This is a genomic window from Piscibacillus sp. B03 (genome assembly GCF_052246295.1).
In the GTDB taxonomy this organism is placed as follows: Bacteria; Bacillota; Bacilli; order Bacillales; family Alkalibacillaceae; genus Piscibacillus.
Window position 1 is genome coordinate 93,700 of the sequence record NZ_JBQQCO010000008.1, and the last position, 19,776, is coordinate 113,475.

The window sequence follows — 19,776 nt, forward strand, 5'->3', positions numbered from 1 at the left end:
ATGGGGAAGTTTTTGATTTTATGGGGAAATTTTCTGATTTATGGGGAAGTTTTTAAATATATGGGGAAATCTTAATGACTTATGGGGAATTTATTCAAAAATAAAAGACCACGATCGAATCGAGGTCTCTCATCTCTTAAAATTTAATTGTTATGCCTGCAGGGTCACTCACAAAATACCCTTCATCTGATTGTTTCACTTGATCACCAAAAGATTTTTTAACTTGTTCTCGGTCTTCTTCTGTCATTTTAACTGAATACCAATTTAAGCCGATTTGATCATCATCCTTAGGTCCACCGTTACGGCTGTTCCAGACATTTAAGCCAATATGATGATGGTACTTGTTGTCTGACATGAACAAAGCTTGTGGACCATATTTAGCCACAACTTCAAACCCTAACCTTTCATAAAAGGGTTGTACACTTGGCAAATCGTGTACCTGTAGGTGGATGTGGCCAATCGTTGAGTTTTCAGGGAAACCGGTCCACCCTTTTTCCGTGCGTTCTTTTAAAAGACCTTCAATGTCTAGTGGTGTTGTGTCCATTGCAACCTCTTCTCCATTCCACCGCCATTCTTCTGGTTCACGATCTCTGTAAATTTCAATTCCATTACCATCTGGGTCTGCTAAATATAAAGCTTCGGAAACATGATGATCTGATGCACCTTGTACTGGCAGTTGGTTACGCCAGAAGTGGTAAACAACGTTCGCAAGGTCTTGGCGTGTAGGGACTAGGTATGCAATATGAAAAAGACCCGTTTTTTGACGATCTAAAGGTTTGGCATCTTTTATTTGTTCCAATGTTAGAACTGGCGTTACACCATTAAAGGTAAAAACAGCCTGTGAGTCTGTTTGTTTAATTAATGTCATTCCTAACATATCTTTATAGAATGTTATAGACTTATCAAGGTCCGAAACAATTAAAGAGATTTGATCAATATATTTTGTCGGTAATTCATGATATCCCATTTAAATCACTCACTTTCTGTAGTATGAATACATTGTAACACAATCACTTACAAAAAGTAAGTAACTTTACAAAAATAGACTCAAGGATTAACCTTGAGTCTATTAATAGTCCTTATTCTGTTACACCGACTTCGTAACGGTAAACTCCAGAACCAACAGAGATGTCATAGTTTGTAACACGCTCGTTGACTGGGATTAATACAGAACGGTATAGAGTAGGGAATACAGGAATTTCCTCTACCATGAATTCTTGCCATTCACTGTAAACTTGTTGACGGTACTCAGTATCGAATGCTTCATCAGAGATACCTTTCTCTAGAAGTTCAGTGTTCTTCTCACTTTCATAACGTGGGAAGTTGAACATAGCTTCTGGGCCGTATAAACCACTAGGGTCTACATCATAACCAACACCCCAAGCACCTTGGTAAATGTCAACTTCAGGATCGTCATTACCACCGTTACCTACACGCTCATAGAACGAGTTAAACTCTAGAAGACGTCCGTCAATTAACTGTACGTTTAGACCAACGTTTTCCCAAGATTGGATGTAGTAACGAGCTAACGGTTCAGCAACGTCGCCACCTGACATAGAAGCGAAGTTAATAACTAACTCTTCACCGTCTGGATCTTCACGGAATCCGTCACCGTCTACATCTTCATATCCATTCTCATCAAGAATACGATTAGCTTCATCTGGATCGAATGTTGGCGTTTCAATTGAATCATCATGATAAGCAGGGTGTGATGGAGCAATTAAAGTAGTTGCATTCCAACGTAATCCGTTGTAGAACTCTTTACCAACTGCATCGTTATTGACTGCATACCACATAGCACGACGTAAGTTTACGTCACCCATTTTCATTTCATCAGGCTTATAGTTTACGCGACCTTCTTCTTCATTCCAGTCACCTAATTTGAAACCAATATAAGTGTAAGCTAAGTCAATGTCACCTAACCACTCTACGCCTTCCATTTCAGCGTTGTCAGGGAACTGATCAACAGGGAAGCTGTCTACTAAATCAACTTCACCAGTTTCTAAAGCATTAGCAACTGTACTAGGGCTAACAACTTTAAGTGTTACTTTATCTAATGCAGGTTCGCCTCTCCAATAATCTTCGTTTTTAACGTAAGTTACAGACTCACCAGGAACAATGCTATCAACTTTGTACGGACCAAAACCAATTGGTTCTTGACGTACTGCGTCAGATGCAGACATATCTGCTACTTCCATATCGCCAAAGATATGTTTAGCTAACGGATAAGACCAAATACCACCTGTTAATAGAGAAGGAGTTAAACGCTCATAGTGGAACGTAATTGTCTTCTCATCTACAACTTCGATCCCTTCAATTTCGTCAGCTTCACCATTCACATATGCATCGTGACCTTTTAATAATGTGAAACCAGGCGTGCTTCCACGAGGACCATCATAGTCAGGATGTTTGATAACTTCGTAAGCGAATTTCCAGTCTTCAGCTTTTACTGGTTCGCCATCATGCCAGTTAACATTGTCACCAATCGTGAAAGTAATTGTGTTTTCTTCCTCATTTACTTCATAAGTTGCAGCACCATCATTAGTCATTGTGTAGTTTTCATCATAAGTAAATAATGATTCGTCAAACCAAGCAATAACCTCTGCATCTGGTGCACCAGAATAGAAGTTCCAGTTTAGTGTACCTTCAAATGCTGTATCAGTTACTAAACCGAAAGTTAATTCTCCACCATCAATAGGATCACCATTGTTTGATGTTGAAGTACTGAAGTCATCAATACTGTAAAGTCCGTCAGTATTTTCTTCTTCTTCAGTTTCTTCTTCCTCTTCTTCTTCAGAAGATTCTTCTGTGCCTTCTTCACCTTCAGAAGGCTCTTCGTTACCTTCTTCACTGCTATTACATGCAGCGATTAGAAGAACGAAAGCGAGCATTAAGACAAATAGAAACTTGCCAAGTAATGTTCTGCTCATTATTAATTACCTCCCCCTAAAAATTTTGCTCAGCCTTTTTTGACTGAAAATTTTATACTCAACACTGGATTTGCCAGTGTAGGTACCACCATTAAGCTCGTCTTTGTCGAGCATCTGCCGCACGTTTTAACGCCTCACCGACGTTACGTACAGCTAACATTAATAATAGAATTAGAATTGCTGCTGGAACCCAAATCCACCAACGCTTTTCCAATGTTGTTGGATTCGTAGTGTAACTTAACAATGTTCCAAGACTCGGCGTTTCCTCTGGGAACCCAAATCCTAAGAATGATAAGCCTGACTCAATTCCAATATTAGCAGCTAAGTTTAGAGTCATTGTTACAACAATAAGTGATGTGATATTCGGTAATACTTGCTTAAAAATAATCTTAGTATGAGAAGAACCTAATGTTCTTGATGCTTGTGCATAATCAAGCTCTTTCTCTTGTAATGCCTTAGAACGTATTAACCTTGCAATTCCCATCCATAAGAATGCTGTCATAATTAACGAGAATGATACAATGCTGTATTCAGGAACAATTGCAACGAATACGATTACTAACATAATGAACGGTAATACCATAAAAAAGTCAACGACACGCATTAACGCGTTATCTATATGTCCACCGAAGTAGCCTGAGACAACTCCAACTACAACACCAATGATCCCAGATAGGATTGTTACTAAGAAACCTATAGCTAATGAGTTTCTTGTCCCTATGATTAATTGGCCAAATACATCTCGCCCACCATAGTCTGTTCCTAACCAATACTCACTAGAAGGTGGTTCGTATAAGGCGAATAAATCTACTTTAACGATTTCCTTTAAATCTAGTATTAGTGAAGCTCCAAATACAAATAACGTTATTAACGTAAAGAATATTAACGACACAAGCGCTAATTTATCCTTTTTAATTTCATTCCAGAAAATTCTCATCCCTGATGGACTTTTATGTTCAGTCTCTTTTTGACTTTCATTGACTGCTTGTTCAATATCAACATCTTGTTGTCTATTATGCTGTGCCAAATGTCTCACCCCCATTGATGTCAATCAATTTATTTAATACGAATACGTGGATCTACAATACTTAGAATAATATCTGATAATAATGCACCTAAGATTGCTAGAATACCAGATAAAAGAACCAGCGCTGTTACAACAGAGAAGTCACGTAACATAATTGATTCGATAAACAAGTTCCCCATTCCTGGGTAACTGAAGATTCTTTCTATAAAAACTGTACCGTTAATTAGGTTTACAATTTCATAACCAAAGAACGCAGCAATTGGTAAAATTGAGTTTCTGAAAATATGGCGATTATATACACGACTTTCAGAAGCACCTTTTGCGCGAGCTGTTAAAATGAAATCTCTTTGCTTCGTATCAATTATTTCACTTCTTAAGTACTGTACCGTTCCAACCGTACCAATCAGGGCGATCGACAAGGATGGTAGTAATAAGTGGTGCAACTTACTTAGAATGTACTGAAGCGATCCAGGTTCTAGTCCAGGTGCTACTGATCCTCCTGTTGGGAACCAACCTAGCATAAAACCAAATACCCATAGAGCAACTAAACCGAAAATGAAAATTGGTGTCGCAAAACCGATATAAGTATAACCAGTAATTAATTGGTCGATTAATTTGTCATTGTAACGACCACTGATAATTCCTAGTGGTAAACCAATTGCATAAATCATAATTGTTGAAACAAGTGATAACCAAAATGTATTAACAACACGTTGCCAAATCAAATCTGATACTGGCATCTTATATTTAAATGATTGTCCAAAATCACCTTGTAAAGCACCAACAACCCAATCTTTATATTGCACGTGCCAAGGATTATTCAGCCCTAATTTTTCTCTCATTTCAGCAATTCGTTCTGGTTTGATATTTGGATCTATCAGTCCAGTTAATGCATCCCCTGGCATTAATTTCGCTAATATAAATACGATGATACTTAATAAAATGATTTGCGGTGTAGTGATCAATAATCTTCTAACTATAAATTTCCACATAGTCTGATCAACCTTTCTCTGGTAACGCTACCCGATGCGTATCGGAAACTGGTGTTAAGTTATACGCCAAGCCATTTTCATCAAAATAGTCATAGTAAGAGTTAGAGAACTCATGCTTGACTTGTTCACGGAAGTTAAGGTTTTCTTGACGTCTTTTTGGATTAATGTCTGGAATTGCTGCTACAAGACGTTTTGTATAAATGTGTTGAGGAGAATTGAAAATTTCTTCTTTAGTCCCCTCTTCCACGTAACGACCGTTGTACATAATTCCGATCCTGTCACACATATGTTTAACTACACCTAAATCGTGGGATATAAATAAATAAGTTAAATTTAATTCCTTTTGTAAATCTTGCATAAAGTTTAGAACCTGTGCCTGTACAGATACATCAAGTGCTGATACAGGCTCGTCCATGATAATCAGCTTTGGTTTTAGTGCAATTGCTCTTGCAACCCCTATACGCTGACGCTGACCACCCGAGAATTCGTGTGGATACTTTAGAATACTTTCAGGTGATAAACCTACTTTTTCTAATAGTTCTTGCACACGTTTTTTCTCTTCTTTTTTAGAAAGTTTTTCATAGTTTCGAAGAGGTTCTGCGATAATATCTAAAACGCGTTTTCTTGGATTTAGACTAGAATACGGATCTTGGAAAATCATTTGAATATCTTTACGGATATCTACTTTTTTACCTTTATTATTTAGAAGTTGTTCCTCGAAGTAGATTTTACCGTTTGTTATATTGTTCAATCCCATTACAGCTTTACCCGTTGTTGTTTTACCAGAACCTGATTCACCGACTAATCCATAAGTCTCACCAGGTTTGATTTCAAAACTAACACCGTCGACAGCTTTGATTGAATCTATTTTCCTATTAAGAATTCCACCGCGAATCGGGAAATGGATTTTCAGATCATCAACTTTGAGCAGTGTCATGGTTCTGTTCCTCCTTGCTCTCTTCTGGGAAGTAGAAATGCTTATAGCATGTGCAACGTACGTAGTGACCTGGGCTAACTTCATTTAGCTGAGGATGTTCCTCATGGGCACTTTCATCAATCCATGGAATACGTGCACTAAATCTACAACCTTGACGTGGTAAATGTTTTAGTGATGGAACAATACCGTGAATAACATGCAGCTTATCCTGCGCATCGTCAACTAGTGGGATTGAACTCAACAATGAACGGGTATAAGGGTGTTGAGGGTCTTCGAACAATGTCTCAACATCTGCAATTTCAACAATTTCACCAGCATACATAACGGCTACACGGTCAGCCATCTCTGCCACAACACCTAAGTCATGGGTAATTAGGATGACTCCAGAACCAAGATCATCTTTCAATTCACGCATCAAATCTAAAATCTGAGCTTGAATTGTAACGTCTAGTGCCGTTGTTGGCTCATCGGCAATTAATAATTCTGGCTGGTTAGCAATTGCGATTGCGATAATGACACGCTGTCTCATACCCCCAGACAGTTCGTGAGGGAATTGATTGTATACGTGTTTTGGTCTAGGTATTTCGACCTTCTCTAAAAGCTCTATAATATATTGCTTACGCTTTGATTTTGGCATATTTTTATTATGCAGAATAAGAACTTCGTCAATCTGTCTACCAACTTCCATTAATGGGTTTAAAGCCGTTAATGGGTCTTGGAAGATCATCGCAAGTTCATTTCCTCGGAATTTATTCATCTCTTTAAAAGGAAGGTTAGCAATGTTTCTACCTTTAAAATTGATTTCACCTTCTATTTTTGCACGGTTGTGAAGTCCCATGACCGAAAATGCTAAAGCACTTTTACCTGATCCAGATTCCCCAACAATAGCTAGGACTTCATTCTTATTTACGTTCAGTGATACGTCATCAACTGCTGCGTAATACTCTTCCCCGATTCTGAAGGATGTTTTCAGATTTTTTATCTCTAGCAATGGATTACTCAACTCAATCACCCTATAGTTATATTTTCTCGATGACTAATCATAAGGGTCTAAATTTCAATAATTTTTAGATAATTATAATTAGATAAAGTCTGTCCATGTTATAAAACCCGTAAGTCTATTCGAGAATCCCCATTTTTTCTCTTTTCAGATAAGTTTAACACCTTTAATTTTATGAAACTCGTCATCAAATTGCAACATCTTTTTTAAATTTTTCTAAAAATAGCAATATAAAAAATTGGAAAACACTTAAATCTTTGTAGAAAATTGTGCTTATTTTATAGCATCAAAAGGGCACTTCACGTGGGCACGGCCAAAAGTATCTCAATATAAAGATCCCCCTAGCAACTCGTAGAAGCTAGGGGGACAGATCAGTTAAACTATTATGCTGGTTGATCCACCTTTGCCGGCTCTCCAAAAATAGAACGTTCGAGAACTTCTGCTACATCTTGAGTTGTCACATCTTCCTCGACTTCCTTAGCTTTCGTACCATCTGTTAACATCGTTAAGCAGTAAGGGCACGCACTTGAAATTGTGTTAGGTGAAACCTCTAAAGCTTGTTCTGTACGAGCGACGTTAATGCGGTTACCAGTCTTCTCTTCTGACCACATCATACCGCCACCAGCACCACAACACATACCGTTTTCTTTATTACGCTCAATTTCTACGTATTGTACACCCGGTATAGATTCTAAGATCTTACGAGGTGGGTTATAGACATCGTTATAACGTCCTAAGTAACAAGAATCGTGGAACGTTATTTTTTCATTAATTGCTTGTTCAGGCTGCAAGCGCCCTTCATCAATTAATTGAGCTAATAATTCTGTATGGTGGTAAACTTCACCTTCAAAGCCGAAGTCAGGATATTCATTTTTAAAGATATTATAAGCGTGAGGATCGATTGTAACGATCTTCTTAACATCATTCTTTTCGAATTCTTTAATATTCTTCTCAGCTAGCTCTTGGAATAAGAACTCATTTCCTAAACGACGAGCTGTATCACCAGAGTTACGTTCTTTGTTACCTAAAATCGCAAATTTAACACCTGCTTTGTTCATTAAACGAGCAAATGCCATCGCAATCTTTTGACTACGGTTATCATATGAACCCATTGAAGAAACCCAGAATAAGTATTCGAACTCTTCGCCTTCTTTCTTAAGTTCCTTAACTGTTGGAATGCGAAGTGTTTCGTCTTGCTCTCTCCAGTTTTCACGGTCTTTTTTAGATAAGCCCCATGGGTTACCTTGACGCTCAATGTTCATCATTGCACGCTGAGCTTCAGGGTCCATTTTACCTTCAGTCATAACTAAGTAACGACGAAGGTCAATGATTGTATCGACGTGTTGGTTCATAACTGGACATTGATCTTCACAGTTACGACAAGTCGTACAAGCCCATAATTCTTCTTCTGTAACGACATCACCAATCAAATCTTTTTCCATGACCTGTTGTGCTAAAGAACCGTTTGGATCTGCTGCAACTTGGTTACCTTGCGTTCCTGCAAACGCATATGAAGGTACCCATGCAGATTTACCTGTCACAGCAGCACCTTTTTCAGTTAAGTGGTCACGTAGCTTCACGATAATGTCCATTGGCGATAGCATCTTACCCGAGCCTGAAGCTGGACATACATTTGTACAACGACCACATTCAACACAAGCATATAAGTCTAATAACTGTAATTGGTCTAAATCTTCAACTTTACCAACACCAAACGTTGGTTCTTCATCCGACTCTTCCATCTCATCAATATCAAAGTCAATTTTCTTAAGCTTTCCGTGCTGTTTATCTTTCGTTAGGAAAACGTTAGCCGGCCCAGCAATTAAATGAGCGTGTTTCGATTGTGGTACATACACTAAGAAACTTAGTAGTGCAATCAAGTGAATCCACCACATCACATAGAACAGCGCAGCTGATGCCGTTGTTCCCATCCTTCCAAAGACGACTGCAAACATAGAAGCAACTGGTTCTGTCCAAGTTAATTCATGGCCATGCCAAACGATGGCTGCACCATTACCCATAAGAACAGACAGCATTAACGTTCCAATAAAAATAAGAACAAGTCCTGCTTTAAAGCCACGTTTTAAACGGACAAGCTTTTCAATGTAACGACGGTAAAATGCCCATACTACCGCTACTAAAATCGTTAAGGTTACAATCTCTTGGAAGAACGTAAATCCTGGATAGAAAATTCCTAATGGAATATGAGAATCCGGTGCTAATCCCTTCCAAATAAAATCGATTGCTCCAAATTGAACTAATAAGAAACCATAAAACATCATGACGTGAATCGCGCCTGATTTTTTGTCCTTTAATAGTTTCTTCTGACCAAACACAAACGTCATAATATCTCTAACGCGTTGTTTCATCTCTTGGTCGAAATCTGCTTTCTTCCCCATTTTAATATAAGCGATACGCGTACGTACGACTTGTACAAAGAGGAAAATGCCGTAAGCGGTTACACCTAAAAAGGCTAACCAGTTGATTAATAGTAAAGTGTTCATAAAAACTTCCCCCCGCTTAATTCTCGACGTTGTCTATAAACCATCTTACCATAAAATGTTCTAATTTAACGAAAATTCTTTTTCTTATCTTTCATTATACAATGAATGAGCATTCAGTCAATGTTAAATTTAAGTAACTGAGTCGTATAAATGACCCGTTTTTCTCGCATAATACTTGAGAAGGGGGTGCTACGTGTGTGGGTTCTTGTCGTGATTATCGTTGTTATTATAATTTTTTTAGTTAAACAAAAATATGAAGTTGAACCAACGGACCATACATATCCCCACCGCCTTGCAAATATTAATTTTTATAATCATGGCGAGGAATTGTATGACCAATATTTTAAAGATATCAATGCAGCAACAAAGTATGTCTGCGTTTCTTTTTTTATTGTTAAAAGCGATCACTTTAGTGAAGCTTTTTTTAAATTGTTATCAGATGCTAGTTCAAGAGGGGTCAAAGTGTATTTATTGGTCGATCGCTTAGGATCGTTTGCTATTAGAAAAAAAGACCGTGAGGAGCTAAAACGGGTTGGTGTCCAAATTGAGTATAGTAATCGATTTAAATTATGGTCGCCACTTCGATCGATTAATCGACGTAACCACCGAAAAATCTCAATTATCGATGGACATACTGCATACATTGGAGGTTACAACATCGGGGATGAATACATTAATGTAAACTCTAGATTTTCTTTTTGGAGAGATTACCACTTACGTTTAAAAGGTGAAGTCGTTAAAGATCTATTAGATTTGTTTAAAAATGACTGGGATTCTAATACTTATGAGTACCTAAATCTTAAACCTAATATTGATACTAAAGGTGAGTACAAGTGTCAGCTTATTCCTACATCCAATGGCAACTTGCGAGAGGTTTTTTTAAATCTTATTAGGCAGGCTGAAACTCGAATTTCAATTGGTTCACCTTATTTCATTCCAAACCGTGACCTATTGGAGTTATTAGAGGAAAAACTATCACAGGGTGTTCAAGTACAAGTGATTTATCCTCATGACTCTGACCACGTTTTAGTTAAAGAAGCTTCTGCACCATTTTTATCAAGACTACACCGTGCAGGAGCTGAAGTGAAACTTTTTAAGGAAGGTTTTTACCATGCAAAGGCATTATTTATCGACGACAAGGTATGTGATATTGGCACTGCGAACTTTGATCGTCGCAGCCTCTACTTTAACCGTGAAGTTAACTTTATTGTGTTTGATGATGAACTCGTTAAAGAGTTATACCATTTTTACGAAAAAGACTTTAACTATTCTACTCCGCTGTATAAAGAGTGGTATAATTATCCGAATAGTAAAACACATGCCATTAAAATGTTTTTAGCGAGAATTTTTCATCCGTTATTATAGAAAAAGCACCGACCGAGAGTTCATCTTCTCGATTGGTGCTTTACTAGTTAACGGGCGCTTGCCCTTTTTTAGTGACTTTGCATTTCGTCTATAAATGCCCATGCTTCTTGAAGGTCTTCATCTGTATAATTCTGTTTACTTTTTACCGTTAAAACCTTCTGTTCCACTTCCTCTTTAGGAAACGTATCAAAGAACAGCATAGTCGAAACAAGTTCTAGGAATTTCGAGCTTTTTGCGTTCATTTTCTCGATTAAATCGGACATGTTTGGCGCTTGAATCATAGAGTCGTCTAAAAAGCTCGTCCCTTGATTGGTTAATGTATAGCGGTATTGATAATAACCTTTCTCTTTCTCTTTTTCTTCAACTAAAAACCCTAAGTTACATAACTCTTCAATACGAGTCGTTAACTCTTCTGAATATGGTCCATAGAAATGGAACGAATAACGTTCAGAGAAATCAAAGCCAGATTTTTTCAATATATATACCATTTTCTGTAGACGTTTACGTCCAACTACTTCATCCGCCTGTTCAAAAAAAGCCATCAGTTTAGCGTGATCTTCTAACATACGGTTTCAGCCCCTATCCCTTTAAAATTTCTAATATTCTACGTTTGATGTCACTGTCTTTGGGTAGTTGGTCGATCAAATCTTTAGCAAAATATAATTTATGATCTGTTCTCTTTTTACCAGAAATAGCTTCAACAATATCAGACTGCCTAGAGAGTTCTTTCAAATCTCCGTTAGGCATTTGAAGAAGTATAGGTAGTCGTTCTTCATCTTCACCCTGGCGATAAAAGTCGTACGGCAAATCCGAAGACGAATCAACTTCTAAATAATAAGCAGGGTCAACACCCGCTTCAATAAAGCATTCTTTTAAATCCATTAAAGCCCGATATTGATTACCTGGATTAAATTCTACATATTTAAATAAGTCTCGATCCACAAAGCGACGACATAAGTCGGCTAATATATGATCATCCTCATCTTGCCAAATATGAAAATAATAAAACGCTACATTTTCATCCAGCTTTAAATAATCGCTTAAAGACACTTCTTTTTCAAAAAAGCTTACGAAATGTGTTGGTGCTAATTTAAACAGGTAATCTGAGTGATAAAGCTCTTTTGCACGATGTAGAATCTTAGTCAAAATAACCTCAGCACTACGCGTTACAGGATGGAAATAGACTTGCCAATACATCTGATAACGGCTCATGATGTAATCTTCAACGGCATGCATCCCACTTTCCTTAATGACAGCTTGGTCTTCCATTGGGCGCATCACACGAAGAATGCGCTCCATGTCAAAGTGACCATAACTAACCCCTGTAAAGAAAGCGTCTCTTTGTAAGTAATCCATACGGTCAGCATCAATTTGGCTCGAAATTAAGCTAACCACTAATTTGTTACGATATGTCTTATTAATGACATCGGCAACATCTTGAGGAAAGTTTGGGTCAACCTTCGAAAGAATTTTATTCACTTTCGTGTCACCCAACACAATTTCACGTGTGAAATCTTCATGGTCTAAATCAAATACTTTTTCAAATGAATGTGAAAAAGGCCCATGCCCCAAATCATGTAGTAGCGCAGCACATAAGCATAATAACCGTTCATCTTCACTCCAGTTTGGTTTACCCTTGAAGTTCTCAACAATTCGGCGAACAATTTCATAGACACCTAGCGAGTGACTAAAACGACTATGTTCAGCACCATGGAATGTTAAATAGGTCGTTCCTAACTGCTTAATACGTCGCAAACGCTGGAATTCCGGAGTTCCAATCAAATCCCAAATGACGCGATCACGAACGTGTATGTAGCGATGGACTGGGTCTTTAAATACTTTTTCTTCGCTTAATTGCTCATGGCGATATGACATAGATTCCGACCTTTCTACAATATATATCATTCATTATAACGATTTTTATAATGAATTACATCCTTATCTCGAGAAATTTTTTTATTAATAGTTTTCTTGATTTTTTAAATGTAAGCTGCTCGTGTTTGAGTGACACTTCGCTTCATTTCACGTTAATGTTCCGTGTATGAGGGATGCTTTCTACTATAGTTCTCCACTACTCATCGACAATCACGGCTTCTCTATCTACATTACAATGGTCACGATCGACAGTTTTGGTCTCCCAATCAATATTTAGACACTCTCTATCGACAAAGATGACTTCCCTATCGACAGTTCGGTGCTTCCAATCGACAATTACTCACTCTCTATCGATAAAACTAATTTCCCTATCGACATTTCGGGGGTTTCTATAGACAATCGCCCAGTTCCTAATAGTTCATAAAAAAACGCCCTCCTTTATGTGAAGGGCTGAATTTACTCTAACCTTTTGCTTTAGCTTGTTTATAGTTATAAATTCCATCAAATAATATTACGAAAAAGGCGACCCAGTGTAAAATCATGCCTACTACTGGAACGATAGCTAATACTGATACGGCCATTCCTGTGATCGCACCCCATTTTGCGTATTTGTAATTGATTGATAAGATTAGAATTCCTAAATATAGCAAGAACATAAATAATAGCGGTCCCCATGCGTTAGCAAAAATAAACGCACCACCGACAAACGGGATTCCCAAAAAGAACTCGATCCCAGCTGCTACGAATTTCAATAAAGCTGTTAACATGTACATCACATCCTTTTCATCTACTGTATTCTGTTATAATATGTTGATGGAACAAAATTACTGATTGAAGGAACGATTTTATGAACCATCCAATGTTGGATATTCAACATATAAGAAAAATTAATCGAAGTAATGCGCGTGATTCTGAAATTATAGAATCATTTGCTATTGATGATACATTATGTTTAACCGCAAGTCACCTACGTGAAACCGCAATTCATTATTGGGTACATAAACCAACCGTTGTTTTAGGTATTCCCGATAGCAGGCTACCTTATTTAGAAGACGGCATTGAATTTTTGAATAGTCAAGGATATGACGTGCTTATTCGTAATTCAGGTGGACTGGCCGTTGTATTAGATGAAAATGTTTTGAATATATCGCTAATCTTCCCAGATGCCAAACGCTACGACATTCATGACGGGTATGAAGCCATGGTTAGCTTTATCAAACGGATTTTTGAAAATAAAAATCAAACTATTGAAGCTTATGAAATTGAAAGATCTTATTGCCCTGGTACATATGATTTAAGTATTGGTGGAAAAAAGTTTGCTGGTATCTCACAAAGACGTGTTAAAACTGGGTCTGCTGTTCAGATTTATTTAGATGTGGAAGGTCAAGGAGATGAACGCGCTCAATTGTTAAAAAGCTTCTACGACGTAGCGTTAAAAGGTGAAGACACGAAGTTCAAGTACCCTAATATTGATCCAAATGTCATGGCGTCACTCGGTCAATTATTTAGTCAAAAATTAACCGTGCAAGATGTCATGAATCAAGTCGAGCAAAAGTTCCATAACCAAGGCATAGAAATTGAAGAACGACCATTTTCAGACCAAGAATCTGAATGGTTTGATAATCGATTGGAATTAATGCAACAAAGGAATAGACGTATTAATAAATAAAAGAGCCTTGAACAAATTATTTATTAACCAAAAGGAGCCGATTGTTAGGCATTAATTAAACACATAACATGTTCTTTCTCAGCTTTACTCATACTGTTCCAGAACATCGTCGCTTGAGTGAAGTGATCTTTAAAACTTTCACAACGAGCTCTAACTTTTCTTCCTTCAACCTTTTCTTGGTACTTCTTCAGGTGTTGCTGGTTGAAGTGTATTATCGGCTAATGAATTTTTATGGTAACTAACTTGTCCTTTATTAATAATCATTCTATTATAACCGTCACGTTGATTGTTATGGAACGGGCAAACTGGGCGGTTAATCGGAATCTCATGGAAGTTCGGACCGCCTAGTCTAATTAATTGTGTATCTTTATATGAAAATAAGCGTCCTTGTAATAATGGATCATTTGTAAAATCAATACCAGGTACAACATGCCCTGGATGAAATGCCACTTGTTCTGTCTCAGCGAAAACGTTATCTACATTTCGGTTCAACGTCATCTTACCAATAATTTTAACTGGCACCTCTTCTTCAAGGCCAAAGTTTGATAGGATCCTCCTTTGAAATGTTATAGTTATGTACCCGAGTATTTTTAATAAAAAACAAGTTAGACATGAATTGAGACGAACGTCTTAGTTTTGTTAACAAAACGTTCATATGCGTTTTCATTAACCATTCTTAACCCTTTATGATATAGTTGAATTGGAAAATGATTTGAAGGAGTGAAACCAATGCCAGAGGCTGTAGAAACGTTTGATGGTTGGTATTGTTTACATGATTTTCGTAAGGTTGATTGGAATGCCTGGAAATTAGCTTCTCAAGAAGAGCGTGACCAAGCATTACAAGAGTTTAATGAACTAGTACAAAATTGGGAAGATATTGAGTCAAATAGAAACGGTAGTGTTGGCTTGTATCAGATTATTGGTCAAAAAGCTGATTTATTAATTATGAATTTACGTCCGACAATGGACGAGCTAACAGATTTAGAAACTGATTTTAACAAAACCAAATTAGCTGAATTCTTAGTCCCTGCTTATTCATTTGTTTCTGTCGTTGAGCTTTCTGCTTATATGGCAAAAGGGAAAGACCCTGAAACAGATCCAGAATTCCAAGCACGTCTTAAGCCTGTGCTTCCTAAGTGGGAACACATTTGCTTCTATCCAATGGACCGTAAAAAAGGTGAAGCAAACAACTGGTTCATGGAAGAAAAAGATGAGCGCGGCCGCTTAATGTATGAGCATGGTATGACAGGGCGTAAATACGCAGGTAAAGTCCGCCAAATCATTACTGGTAGCATCGGTTTTGATGATTGGGAATGGGGCGTGACATTATACGCTCACGAAATGCTTCAATTTAAGAAATTAATCTATGAAATGCGTTTTGATGAAGTTAGCGCGCGCTTCGCAGAATTCGGTGAGTTCTTCGTCGGACATCGCAAAACAAAAGAAGATTTTCAACAAATCATGTCAGTATAACTGAGTCACTTAGGTGGCTCAGTTTTTTTGTCCAAAAAACTCAACTCCTCCCCTCCTACATTTTTCTATTTTTTAGTTAAAAAGTACAAGCGGCTATATCAACATTTACCCATCTATACATATACATGAACTAGTGATGGGTATGAAAGAGGTGGTATGGTTTGGCAGTTATTGCCTACAACGAAGCACAGCTCAAGGAATTAGCCAGGTTAATGCGTGCAGAAGCTGAGGGTGATGGAAAACTCGGTATGCTACTGGTTGGAAATGTTGGCGTTAATAGAGTACTAGCTGAGTGTTTAGACTTCCCAGGCATTGATACGTTATCAGATATGATTTACCAGTCGCCAGGTGGGTTTGAAGCCGTCACGCAATCTTATTTCTACCAGAGGGCACGTCCTAAAGATATCCGTCTAGCTCGTCGTACGGTTAACGGAGAAGAGTTTGACCCTGGTGATGATTCACTATGGTTTTATCGCCCAGAAGGAGAGTGCAGGCCACGATGGTATGGACAAACGAATGTTGGTCGATATAAGTCTCATTGTTTTTACCAACCTTCACAAGCAGATTGTCCAGAAATTTTTTAACATAAATTAAAATTAGGAGGTTGATGATCATTGGATCAATCAAAAGGCAACAATAAAGGCGGAGGGAAATTACCTGATAAAAAATCGTTTAACAACCCCAATAATTTAAAAGGTAAATCAGGTCAATGGCCAGGCAAAAACCAGAAATGGTCTGGCGGTAGTGAGAAAAAAGTATCTCTTCCTGGTAAAGGTCAAAAAGGTGGTAAAGTTCAAGGGATGTTTGGAGGCGGTTCAAAAATGGGTGGTACGCAGAATAAATTCGGCCAAGGTCAATCTCAAGGGAAAATGCCTGGGATGGTTCAAGGTATGCAGCAAGGATCTATGATGCAAGGCATGCCTGGCATGGGTGGACAGCAAATGATGCCTGGCATGGGTGGTCAACAGGGGCAGATGATGCCTGGTGGCCCACAAATGATGCAGGGAGGTCAGCAACAAGGTCCTGGCCCTATGATGAATGGAGGACAACAGCAAGGCCCTATGATGCAAAATGGCGGCCAAGGTCAAGTGCAAGTCCCAATTGGTGGCGGTCCAATCGGCAGAGAACTCTCTTACATCGAGAATATTTTAAGACTAAATCGAGGTAAAACCGTCAGAGTCTATATGACGTTTGAAGGTCAAGATACTCAAGACGTCTTTACAGGTACACTAGAAGAAGCAGGTAAAGACCACATTGTCGTCGCAGACCCTGAAAGCGGCAGATGGTATTTACTACTTATGATTTATTTAGACTATGTTGTATTTGATGAAGAAATCGAGTACGAATACCCGTTTGGATAAAATATTTCTTAAATAAAGAAGCCGAATGTCGGGGTTCACCCTAACATTCGGCTCTATTATTATTTGAAGGGAAGCTTCGGCGAGATTATGCTTCATTTCGGCGAAATCATGAGCCATTTCGGCGAGATCATGCCACACTTCGGCGAGATCATGCCACACTTCGGCGAGATCATGCCACACTTCGGCGAAATCATGCCACACTTCGGCGAAATCATGCCACACTTCGGCGAAATCATGACCCTCTTCGGCGAAATCGTGACCCTCTTCGGCGAAATCACGACCTACTTCGGCGAGATCCTGCCCCACTTCGGCGAAATCACGACCCTCTTCGGCGAAATCACGTACCTTCGTTTTACATCTTCTCAGGTGCTTCTACGCCAATTAGCTTGAGCGCATCTTGGATCACAACGCGAACAGCTTTCATGAGCGCGATACGTGCTTGTGTTAGGTCAACGTTTTCAAGGTCGATGACTTTTTCTGCATTGTAAAAGCTGTGTAGGTCTGACGCTAGGTCAAACACATATTGTGGTACTCGATGTGGCATACGTTTTTCGGCTGCATCAGCGACGACCTGTGGGTAGTCTCCAAGTCGTTTCAATAACGCGACTTCTTTTTCAGCTTGTAGTAGAGACGTGTCCGCTTCAGCGTTAACATCGACACCTTTTTCTTCTGCTTGACGTAGCATACTGCAAATGCGTGCGTGAGCATACTGAACGTAATACACTGGGTTTTCGTTCGACTGTGATTTAGCTAAATCCATGTCAAAGTCTAAATGAGCGTCGTTCGAACGCATAATAAAGAAGTAACGTGTTGCGTCTAAGCCGACCTCTTCAATTAATTCCTTCATCGTCACGGCTTTACCTGTTCTCTTACTCATTTTCACTTTTTCACCGTTTTCAAACAGGTTCACCATTTGAGCAATTTTAATATCTAAAATCTCTTTAGGATACCCGAGAGCCTGAATAGCGGCATGCATACGAGCAACATATCCGTGGTGGTCGGCACCCCAAATGTTGATCAACTCATCGAATCCGCGTTCAATTTTATTTAAGTGATACGCAATATCAGGTGTTAGATACGTGTAAGAGCCATCTTGTTTAACTAACACACGGTCTTTATCATCACCGAATTCTGTTGACTTGAACCAAGTCGCACCTCCCGCTTCATACACATAACCCTTTTCACGTAGCTTCTCAACCGCTTCAGCTACTAAGTTTTCATCATATAACGACGTTTCCGAGAACCATGAATCAAACGGCACACGGTACTCCTTTAAATCTTGCTCGATGCGATCAAGTAGATGCTTTAAACCGTACTGACGGAATTCAGATAAACGCTCGTCTTCTTCTTTTTTAGTAAAAGAATCCCCATGCTGATCCACAAGATTTTTCGCTAGTTCAATAATGTCTTTACCGTGGTAGCCGTCTTCAGGCATTTTCATATCCTGTCCAAGCGCTTGATAGTAACGGGCATTAATCGAGCGCGCTAGATTATCGATTTGATTGCCTGCGTCATTAATATAATATTCACGTTCAACTTCAAAGCCGGCTTTTTCCATGACATTTGCTAACGCATCACCGAAAGCAGCTCCACGCGCGTGTCCTAGGTGGAGGGTTCCAGTTGGGTTAGCTGATACGAACTCGATCTGTACACGCTTGCCGTTACCCGCGTTTGTTTGGCCATACTCATGACCTTGGCTTAATACCGTATCCACCACTTCTGTTAAAGAAGACTGGTCGATGAAAAAGTTAATGAACCCCGGGCCTGCAATGTCCACTTGCTTGACCGACGCTTTTTCTGTATTTAAATGTTCGACCAATTCTTCTGCAATTTGGCGTGGAGCTTTTTTCGCAATACGTGCTAACTGCATTGCCATGTTCGTTGCATAATCACCGTGTGCTTTATCTTTTGGCGTTTCTAGGACCACATCTGGCATGTCCTCTTTTGACGCTAAGCCTGCCTCCATAACAGCCGACTCTATTTCTTGTTTTAATGTTTCTTCTATTTGACCTACGATACTCATCTAGGCTACCTCCTCCTGAAAGTGTAACTCGAACTTATGACGTCTAGGCTCTTGGTCATTTAAAACAACATCATAATTTAAATAAATTTTACCAGAGCGATTTCCGATGCCCTTTATAAACTGCATGTGGTGAGTTGTGGTCTCCATTCGAAACTTACCGAATGGGTGATGATAAACGCACTCAGTGCTTGATCCGATCCGAAACACTTGGTGCATTTGCAGAGTGCCTTCTCGTTTGATAGATACGCGATCGTCCTGAATGACAATCGTGGTATTGACCTCGCCTAAGTCTTCCATCTCCTCGTTATATTTAATCATGTGAACTTTCCCTCTATGAATATAAGTCCCATGTTCAGTTCTTGTGATATTTTCATTGCCGTGTTCATCATCGACAATTTCCGTATCAATCTTAATATGAACTGGGATCTGCTTACTCGACAACTCGAATCTTCCTTTCTATCTTAACCAACCATTAGCATTTAAAATCTTGTTTGTTTATACCTTAATATATTTTGCCATAAAATCTGCTTTATTGAAATAAAACAAACTGATTATATTGAACAATCGCTTTAAAACAGAGTTATACGTTTAAATCAGTTCCATTTTTTACATACTAGTAA

18 protein-coding genes and 1 pseudogene are annotated in these 19,776 nt (G+C 38.6%); 6 read left to right on the plus strand and 13 right to left on the minus strand.

Annotated elements, in window-relative coordinates; translation table 11 throughout:
- Nucleotides 1–136 precede the first annotated feature (136 nt).
- From ACTWQB_RS07365 to ACTWQB_RS07395, 7 genes are all read right to left on the minus strand, one after another.
- Complete coding sequence (locus ACTWQB_RS07365) at nucleotides 137–967, minus strand: VOC family protein (RefSeq protein ID WP_443138544.1); 831 nt, start codon at nucleotides 965–967, stop codon at nucleotides 137–139.
- A gap of 112 nt (nucleotides 968–1,079) precedes the next feature.
- Nucleotides 1,080–2,930: an oligopeptide ABC transporter substrate-binding protein gene (locus tag ACTWQB_RS07370; protein WP_443138545.1), complete on the minus strand. Its 1,851-nt coding sequence runs from the start codon at nucleotides 2,928–2,930 to the stop codon at nucleotides 1,080–1,082.
- A 91-nt stretch (nucleotides 2,931–3,021) separates the two neighbouring features.
- Nucleotides 3,022–3,867, minus strand: coding sequence for an ABC transporter permease (locus tag ACTWQB_RS07375; RefSeq protein WP_443138577.1), 846 nt, complete (start codon nucleotides 3,865–3,867; stop codon nucleotides 3,022–3,024).
- A 119-nt stretch (nucleotides 3,868–3,986) separates the two neighbouring features.
- On the minus strand, nucleotides 3,987–4,949 hold the full coding sequence (gene opp4B, locus ACTWQB_RS07380) for an oligopeptide ABC transporter permease (protein ID WP_443138546.1): 963 nt from the start codon (nucleotides 4,947–4,949) through the stop codon (nucleotides 3,987–3,989).
- A gap of 7 nt (nucleotides 4,950–4,956) precedes the next feature.
- Nucleotides 4,957–5,886, minus strand: a complete 930-nt coding sequence (locus ACTWQB_RS07385) for an ABC transporter ATP-binding protein (RefSeq protein WP_443138547.1) — start codon at nucleotides 5,884–5,886, stop codon at nucleotides 4,957–4,959.
- On the minus strand, nucleotides 5,867–6,889 hold the full coding sequence (locus ACTWQB_RS07390) for an ABC transporter ATP-binding protein (protein WP_443138548.1): 1,023 nt from the start codon (nucleotides 6,887–6,889) through the stop codon (nucleotides 5,867–5,869). Before ACTWQB_RS07390 ends, ACTWQB_RS07385 begins: the two co-directional genes overlap by 20 nt.
- 380 nt (nucleotides 6,890–7,269) lie before the next feature.
- Nucleotides 7,270–9,390 carry a (Fe-S)-binding protein gene (locus ACTWQB_RS07395; protein WP_443138549.1) on the minus strand — a complete coding sequence of 707 codons (2,121 nt, stop codon included), beginning with the start codon at nucleotides 9,388–9,390 and terminating at the stop codon, nucleotides 7,270–7,272.
- Between the two features lie 195 nt (nucleotides 9,391–9,585).
- Here ACTWQB_RS07395 and ACTWQB_RS07400 point away from each other — a divergent pair, with 195 nt between their 5' ends.
- The gene (locus tag ACTWQB_RS07400; RefSeq protein ID WP_443138550.1) at nucleotides 9,586–10,755 is read left to right on the plus strand and encodes a phospholipase D-like domain-containing protein; all 1,170 of its coding nucleotides are present in this window, start codon (nucleotides 9,586–9,588) and stop codon (nucleotides 10,753–10,755) included.
- Nucleotides 10,756–10,823: 68 nt separating this feature from the next.
- Here the strand turns inward: ACTWQB_RS07400 and ACTWQB_RS07405 are convergent, their stop codons facing one another.
- From ACTWQB_RS07405 to ACTWQB_RS07415, 3 genes are all read right to left on the minus strand, one after another.
- Nucleotides 10,824–11,321, minus strand: coding sequence for a YwgA family protein (locus tag ACTWQB_RS07405; protein WP_443138551.1), 498 nt, complete (start codon nucleotides 11,319–11,321; stop codon nucleotides 10,824–10,826).
- A 13-nt stretch (nucleotides 11,322–11,334) separates the two neighbouring features.
- Nucleotides 11,335–12,630: an HD domain-containing protein gene (locus tag ACTWQB_RS07410; protein WP_443138552.1), complete on the minus strand. Its 1,296-nt coding sequence runs from the start codon at nucleotides 12,628–12,630 to the stop codon at nucleotides 11,335–11,337.
- Nucleotides 12,631–13,091: 461 nt separating this feature from the next.
- Nucleotides 13,092–13,397 (minus strand): hypothetical protein, encoded by a 306-nt coding sequence (locus ACTWQB_RS07415; RefSeq protein WP_443138553.1) that lies wholly within the window; start codon nucleotides 13,395–13,397, stop codon nucleotides 13,092–13,094.
- Between the two features lie 80 nt (nucleotides 13,398–13,477).
- Here ACTWQB_RS07415 and ACTWQB_RS07420 point away from each other — a divergent pair, with 80 nt between their 5' ends.
- Nucleotides 13,478–14,299: a lipoate--protein ligase family protein gene (locus ACTWQB_RS07420; RefSeq protein ID WP_443138554.1), complete on the plus strand. Its 822-nt coding sequence runs from the start codon at nucleotides 13,478–13,480 to the stop codon at nucleotides 14,297–14,299.
- A gap of 62 nt (nucleotides 14,300–14,361) precedes the next feature.
- Here ACTWQB_RS07420 and ACTWQB_RS07425 read toward each other — a convergent pair.
- Nucleotides 14,362–14,852, minus strand: a pseudogene (locus tag ACTWQB_RS07425) (catalase); the annotation flags it as partial.
- Between the two features lie 176 nt (nucleotides 14,853–15,028).
- On the opposite strand from ACTWQB_RS07425, the gene hemQ reads away from it, so the two are divergent.
- The 4 genes from hemQ (at nucleotide 15,029) to ACTWQB_RS07445 (ending at nucleotide 17,523) form a co-directional block, all read left to right on the plus strand.
- Nucleotides 15,029–15,772, plus strand: coding sequence for a hydrogen peroxide-dependent heme synthase (gene hemQ, locus ACTWQB_RS07430; protein WP_443138555.1), 744 nt, complete (start codon nucleotides 15,029–15,031; stop codon nucleotides 15,770–15,772).
- A gap of 161 nt (nucleotides 15,773–15,933) precedes the next feature.
- On the plus strand, nucleotides 15,934–16,356 hold the full coding sequence (locus tag ACTWQB_RS07435) for a cell wall hydrolase (protein ID WP_443138556.1): 423 nt from the start codon (nucleotides 15,934–15,936) through the stop codon (nucleotides 16,354–16,356).
- A 216-nt stretch (nucleotides 16,357–16,572) separates the two neighbouring features.
- A complete protein-coding gene (gene gerQ / locus ACTWQB_RS07440) occupies nucleotides 16,573–17,133 on the plus strand; it encodes a spore coat protein GerQ (RefSeq protein WP_443138578.1) in 561 nt (186 codons plus the stop codon).
- A gap of 108 nt (nucleotides 17,134–17,241) precedes the next feature.
- Nucleotides 17,242–17,523 carry a hypothetical protein gene (locus tag ACTWQB_RS07445; protein WP_443138557.1) on the plus strand — a complete coding sequence of 94 codons (282 nt, stop codon included), beginning with the start codon at nucleotides 17,242–17,244 and terminating at the stop codon, nucleotides 17,521–17,523.
- Here ACTWQB_RS07445 and argS read toward each other — a convergent pair.
- Nucleotides 17,486–19,156: an arginine--tRNA ligase gene (gene argS / locus ACTWQB_RS07450; protein WP_443138558.1), complete on the minus strand. Its 1,671-nt coding sequence runs from the start codon at nucleotides 19,154–19,156 to the stop codon at nucleotides 17,486–17,488. The two genes, ACTWQB_RS07445 and argS, sit on opposite strands and share 38 nt — an antisense overlap.
- Nucleotides 19,157–19,597 carry a DUF1934 domain-containing protein gene (locus tag ACTWQB_RS07455; protein WP_443138559.1) on the minus strand — a complete coding sequence of 147 codons (441 nt, stop codon included), beginning with the start codon at nucleotides 19,595–19,597 and terminating at the stop codon, nucleotides 19,157–19,159.
- Nucleotides 19,598–19,776 lie beyond the last annotated feature (179 nt).